This window comes from Mycobacterium sp. (assembly GCF_049280035.1).
Lineage (GTDB): Bacteria > Actinomycetota > Actinomycetes > Mycobacteriales > Mycobacteriaceae > Mycobacterium.
In genome coordinates, this window is sequence record NZ_JBAPPI010000353.1 from 1 (window position 1) to 6,041 (window position 6,041).

The window sequence follows — 6,041 nt, forward strand, 5'->3', positions numbered from 1 at the left end:
GCCTGGGGGGGGCCGCGCCCGGCCAGCTCCTGCCCGCGGTGTCGCGCGAAGTGTTGCGGGCCGGTCCCGACATTGCGGCGCTGCGAGCGGCCGCTGAGCGGATGCGTGACGCGGTCGCCTACCTAGCCGGTTAACGGATGACCCGCAATCGGCCCGGTGCGTCGACCCCTGTGCCTCATCAGACTCAGCGGCCCCAGTAGTAACCGTCTGAAGGACTAGCCCCTTTTTCAGTTTGATGACGCGGGCGATATCAGTACCCCTGCTGAGCCAGGCTGTCGCGACGTGATATCGCATGCGCATCGCTTTCAAAAGCGACGTCATGGTTGGTTACCGATGCTGGTGTGGCTCATGTTGGCAGAGTGAATGGCCAACGAGAACCAAACCTGCGTCGGGCAGCGCCGCGGATTCCGCACGACACGCGCGACACGCCGTGACATGCGCAATCGGCGCAGTTTGTGCTTTTCAGGCGGTGCCGGGGCTTGTCCGTGAGGCGACTCGCCGGCCTGGACAGCTCATCAAAACCGCTGGTAGAGGCTATTTTCTCCGGCTCGAGCCGATACGTCCGGCACAGCTGCACAACCTCGGCCGACGGCGACTTGAGATACCCCATCTCGGTGCCACACGCTGGGCCTTTGTGGCTTCAACCAGGGGGGCGGGTTAGATTTCATCTGGCAGCGTGGGTACGGTCGTCTCCGCTGGCTGGACTACACCAGCTGAGACAAACAAAGATCGATAGCTGTCGATTAGTGATTGAGACGGAGGAATTGTGGCTCTTCCCCAGTTGACCGACGAGCAGCGCGCAGCCGCTTTGGAAAAGGCTGCCGCCGCACGCCGAGCGCGAGCTGAGCTCAAGGATCGGCTGAAGCGCGGCGGCACCAATCTCAAGCAGGTGCTGCACGATGCCGAGACCAACGAGGTCTTGGGCAAGATGAAGGTTTCTGCGCTGCTGGAGGCGTTGCCGAAGGTTGGCAAGGTCAAGGCGCAGGAAATCATGACCGAGCTCGAGATCGCCCCGACCCGCCGCCTGCGTGGGCTCGGCGATCGCCAGCGCAAGGCATTGCTGGAAAAGTTCGACTTCTCCTAATCGCCCTCTAGGAGAGTCGGTGAGCGCCGACGGGGGACCGGACGGTGGCTGCGCCAAACGTCTTGGGGCTAAGGCCGCAGGACGCGTGGTGGTGCTGTCCGGTCCATCCGCGGTAGGAAAGTCGACGCTGGTCCGCTGCCTGCGGGAGCGGATTCCCGATCTGGTTTTCAGCGTTTCAGCGACCACTCGAGCGCCGCGCCCGGGTGAAGTCGACGGTGTCGACTATCACTTCGTCACCCCCGCCCGCTTCCAGCAGCTGATCGACGAAGGCGACTTGCTGGAATGGGCCGAGATCCACAGCGGACTGCACCGGTCGGGCACCTTGGCCCGGCCGGTCCGCGAGGCCACCGCCGCCGGGCACCCGGTGCTCATCGAGGTTGATCTGGCCGGTGCCCACGCGATCAAACATGCGATGCCGGAAGCGATCAGCGTGTTTCTGGCCCCGCCGAGCTGGGAGGCCTTGGAGGCCCGGCTGGTCGGCCGGGGGACTGAGACGCCCGAGGTGATCGAACGTCGGCTCACCACCGCCCGTACCGAACTCGCGGCCCAAAAGGACTTCGACGAGGTCGTGGTAAACAGTCAATTGGCGACGGCATGCGCAGAATTGGTATCCTTGCTGGTGGCAACAGCGCCGGGTACGGCGTGATCCGCCATCAGACTCGATTCACGATTTCGTCGCACAACGCTTTCTAGGTTCAACGCCACCAAGGAGAACGTCTTAAGTGAGTAACTCGCAGACCGACGCGTCATTAGCCGCCGTCCCCGATCAGTTCGATCCGGCAGCGGGCGGGATCGGTGCGTATGACACGCCGTTGGGCATCACCAACCCGCCCATCGACGAGCTGCTCGAGCGCGTTTCCAGCAAGTACGCCCTGGTGATCTACGCGGCGAAGCGGGCTCGGCAGATCAACGATTACTACAACCAGCTCGGTGAGGGCATCCTCGAATACGTCGGCCCGCTGGTCGAGCCGGGGCTTCAAGAGAAGCCGCTGTCGATCGCCATGCGTGAGATCCACGCCGACCTGCTCGAGCACACCGAAGGCGAGTAGCGGGATCGACGCGGGCTTGTGATGAGCCTCTCGGCTGACAAGCGGACGGACCGCAAGCGGATCATCGTCGGCGTCTCCGGGGGTATCGCCGCATACAAGGCCTGCACCGTCGTTCGCCAACTGACCGAGTCGGGCCACCAGGTCCGCGTCATCCCCACCGAATCCGCCCTGCGCTTCGTCGGCGCTGCCACCTTCGAGGCCCTCTCCGGTGAGCCGGTACAGACCGGTGTCTTCGAGGACGTTCCCCAGGTGCCGCACGTCGCCATCGGCCAGGGCGCCGATCTGGTCGTCGTCGCTCCCGCCACCGCCGACCTGCTGGCCCGGGCGGTACACGGTCGTGCTGACGACCTGTTGACCGCGACGCTGCTGACGGCTCGATGTCCGGTGCTGTTCGCGCCGGCGATGCACACCGAGATGTGGCAGCACCCGGCCACCGTCGACAACGTGGCCACGCTGCGACGGCGCGGCGCTGTGGTGCTGGAACCGGCATCCGGGCGGCTCACCGGTGCCGACAGTGGCGCCGGCCGGCTACCCGAAGCCGAGGAGATCACCACGTTCGCCCAGCTGCTGCTGGAGCGGCACGACGCGATGCCCTACGACCTGGCCGGGGTCAAGCTACTGGTGACCGCGGGCGGCACCCGCGAGCCGATCGACCCGGTCCGCTTCATCGGCAACCGCAGCTCGGGCAAGCAGGGCTACGCGCTGGCGCGGGTCGCCGCTCAGCGCGGCGCCGAGGTCACGCTGATCGCGGGGCATACCGCCGGGCTCATCGACCCGGCCGGTGTCGAGGTGGTGCGAATCAGCTCGGCCCAACAACTTGCCGACGCGGTGTCCAAGCACGTGCCCGATGCCCACGTACTGGCGATGGCAGCCGCGGTGGCGGATTTTCGGCCCGCGCATGTCTCAACCGCCAAGATTAAAAAGGGTGCCACAGAAGACACTGCACCACCGACCATCGAATTGATCCGCAACGACGACGTGCTGGCCGCGGCGGTGCAGGCCCGGGCCGCCGGGCAGCTACCCAACATGCGGGCCATTGTCGGCTTCGCCGCCGAGACCGGCGACGCCAACGGTGACGTGCTGTTCCACGCTCGGGCCAAGCTGCGTGGTAAGGGCTGCGATCTGTTGGTGGTCAACGCCGTTGGTGATGGCAAGGCGTTCGAGGTGGACAACAACGACGGCTGGTTGCTGGCATCCGATGGCACCGAGTCGGCGCTGCAGCACGGCTCGAAGACGTTGATGGCCAGTCGTATCGTGGATGCGATCGTCGCGTTCCTGCACGGGGGCGGTGGCTCCGCCAGCTAGCGCCCGTAACATCCAGGGCTGGCCGAAAGCGGCGGGCGGCCTGAAGATATAATTTGTCTAACTAACAATCCCACGGTGACTTGGAAGGATGAGGGTGTGAGCGAAAACGGTCGTTTGTTCACTAGCGAATCGGTGACCGAGGGGCATCCCGACAAGATCTGTGACGCGATCAGCGACTCGGTCCTCGACGCACTGCTGGCGGAGGACCCGCGCTCGCGTGTCGCGGTCGAGACGTTGGTCACCACCGGGCAGGTGCACGTGGTGGGCGAGGTGACGACGACAGCGAAAGCGGCCTTCGCCGACATCACCAACACCGTTCGCGCGCGCATCCTCGACGTCGGCTACGACTCGTCGGACAAGGGCTTCGACGGCGCGTCGTGCGGGGTTAATATCGGGATCGGGGCGCAGTCGCCCGACATCGCGCAGGGGGTCGACACCGCCCACGAGGCGCGAGTCGAGGGTGCGGCGGACCCGCTGGACTCGCAGGGCGCCGGCGACCAGGGGCTGATGTTCGGCTACGCGATCAACGACACCCCCGAGCTGATGCCGCTGCCGATCGCGCTGGCCCACCGATTGGCGCGGCGGCTGACCGAGGTACGCAAGAACGGGACGCTGCCCTACCTGCGCCCGGACGGCAAGACGCAGGTCACCATCGAGTACGAGGACAACGTCCCGGTGCGGCTGGACACCGTCGTCGTCTCTACCCAGCACGCCGACGGGATCGACCTGGAGAAGACGCTGGATCCCGACATCCGGCAGCACGTGCTCAAGACCGTGCTCAAGGAACTGTCCCACGAGACGCTGGACTCCTCGTCGACGCGGGTGCTGGTCAACCCGACCGGGAAATTCGTCCTCGGCGGCCCGATGGGTGACGCCGGCCTGACCGGCCGCAAAATCATCGTGGACACCTATGGCGGGTGGGCCCGCCACGGCGGCGGCGCCTTCTCCGGCAAGGATCCGTCCAATGTGGACCGTTCCGCCGCGTACGCGATGCGCTGGGTGGCAAAGAACATCGTCGCAGCGGGCCTGGCCGAGCGGGTCGAGGTGCAGGTGGCCTACGCCATCGGCAAGGCCGCCCCGGTGGGCCTGTTCATCGAGACGTTCGGCACCGCGATCGTCGACCCGGTCAAGATCGAGAAGATCGTGCCCGAGGTGTTCGACCTGCGGCCCGGCGCGATCATCCGCGACCTGGACCTGCTGCGGCCGATCTACGCGCAGACTGCGGCCTACGGGCACTTCGGCCGCACCGACGTCGACCTGCCGTGGGAGCGCCTCGACAAAGTCGACGACCTCAAGCGCGCCATTTAGCTGACTAGCCGGTGAACCGGTAGTCGTCGAGGTCGAAGCGCCGGCTTCGCCAGTACATCTCGAACGTGGTCGAGGGCCGTAGCGCCACATCGCCGTTCTTGTCGAAGTAGTAGCTGTTGGCCTGCCGGCAGCTGTCTTGCCAGAACACCTGGCGATGCCGTCGGCGCATGACCTCGGCGAAGTAGCGGGCGTTGGCCGCCTCGCTGATTTCGACCCGGGTGGCGTCGCGCTGACGGGCCCGCTTCAGGCAGCGCAGCATGTGGTGGGTTTGGGCTTCGATCAGCGCGAAGAACGATGACCCGACGTAGCCGTACGGACCCATCACGCTGAACAGGTTGGGAAAGCCGGGAACGCTCACGCCCTCATACGCCTGCACCCGGTGCTCGTCCCAGAACTTGGTCAGTGGCAGGCCGCCGCTGCCGGTGACAGCAAAGGTCGGCATGCTCTCGGAGTCCAACACGTGAAAACCGGTGGCCAGCACCAGCACGTCGACCTCGTGGCTGGTGCCGTCGGTGGTGGCCACCGCCGACGAGGTGATCTTGTCGATCGGCTCGGTCACCAGTTGCACGTTGTCGCGGTTGTACGTGGACAGGTAGGTGTTGTGGAAGCCGGGCCGTTTGCAGCCGATCGCATACCGCGGGGTGAGTTGCTCGCGGACCGCCGGATCCCGGACCTTGCGGCGCAGATAGGCGCGGCCGACCGACTCCATCCATCTGGCCAGCGGGTACACCGTGAAGTACTGCGCCGGGAGGGGAAAGGTCACCTCGACGTAGGCCTGGCTGATCAGCCGCTGAAGTGCCTTCGCGCCGGGTAGGCGCATCGCCCAGTGCGCCAGTTTGGGCAGCGGCACGTCGAACTTCGGGAAACACCAAATCGGTGTGCGCTGAAATACCGTGAGCTCTTTGACAATCGGCGCAATCTCGGGGATCAGCTGAACTGCTGAGGCGCCGGTGCCGATCACGGCGACCCGCTTGCCGGTCAGATCCTGGTCGTGATCCCAGCGCGCGGTGTGCATGATGGCGCCGGTGAAGGAGTCGACGCCGTCGATGTCGGGCAGCTTGGGCACGGTGAGCACGCCGCTGGCGTTCAACAGGAATCGGGCGGTGACTTCGCCTCCCGGATCGGTCTGCACCCGCCACAACGCCCGCTCGTCGTCGAACTCAACGGCGAGGACCTTGGTATTGAACCGGATCTTCGGCCGGATCCCGTACTTGTCGGCGCAATGTTCGGCATACGCCTTCAGCTCTTTGCCCGGCGCGTAGGTCCGCGACCAGTCCGGCAGCTGTTCGAACGAG

6 protein-coding genes and 1 pseudogene are annotated in these 6,041 nt (G+C 65.7%); 6 read left to right on the plus strand and 1 reads right to left on the minus strand.

The features are described 5' to 3' along the window. From WAN71_RS11860 to metK, 6 genes and pseudogenes are all read left to right on the plus strand, one after another. Window positions 1–134 (plus strand): annotated as a pseudogene (locus WAN71_RS11860) (Orotidine 5'-phosphate decarboxylase); the annotation flags it as partial. A 632-nt stretch (window positions 135–766) separates the two neighbouring features. Then, window positions 767–1,084: an integration host factor, actinobacterial type gene (mihF, locus tag WAN71_RS11865; protein WP_422225514.1), complete on the plus strand. Its 318-nt coding sequence runs from the start codon at window positions 767–769 to the stop codon at window positions 1,082–1,084. 19 nt (window positions 1,085–1,103) lie between these two features. After that, the gene (gene gmk, locus WAN71_RS11870; RefSeq protein ID WP_422225515.1) at window positions 1,104–1,730 is read left to right on the plus strand and encodes a guanylate kinase; all 627 of its coding nucleotides are present in this window, start codon (window positions 1,104–1,106) and stop codon (window positions 1,728–1,730) included. A gap of 76 nt (window positions 1,731–1,806) precedes the next feature. Then, the gene (gene rpoZ / locus WAN71_RS11875; protein ID WP_422225516.1) at window positions 1,807–2,133 is read left to right on the plus strand and encodes a DNA-directed RNA polymerase subunit omega; all 327 of its coding nucleotides are present in this window, start codon (window positions 1,807–1,809) and stop codon (window positions 2,131–2,133) included. A gap of 21 nt (window positions 2,134–2,154) precedes the next feature. After that, window positions 2,155–3,438, plus strand: coding sequence for a bifunctional phosphopantothenoylcysteine decarboxylase/phosphopantothenate--cysteine ligase CoaBC (coaBC, locus tag WAN71_RS11880; protein ID WP_422225517.1), 1,284 nt, complete (start codon window positions 2,155–2,157; stop codon window positions 3,436–3,438). Between the two features lie 96 nt (window positions 3,439–3,534). Next, window positions 3,535–4,746 (plus strand): methionine adenosyltransferase, encoded by a 1,212-nt coding sequence (gene metK, locus WAN71_RS11885; RefSeq protein ID WP_422225518.1) that lies wholly within the window; start codon window positions 3,535–3,537, stop codon window positions 4,744–4,746. Window positions 4,747–4,750: 4 nt separating this feature from the next. Here the strand turns inward: metK and WAN71_RS11890 are convergent. Further along, window positions 4,751–6,041: flavin-containing monooxygenase (locus WAN71_RS11890; RefSeq protein WP_422225519.1), on the minus strand; the 1,291-nt coding region annotated here is incomplete at its 5' end.

Excerpts from the sequence above, each read along its gene's own strand:
- coaBC (WP_422225517.1), top strand. The coding sequence starts at position 2,155 with ATGAGCCTCTCGGCTGACAAGCGGACGGACCGCAAGCGGATCATCGTC.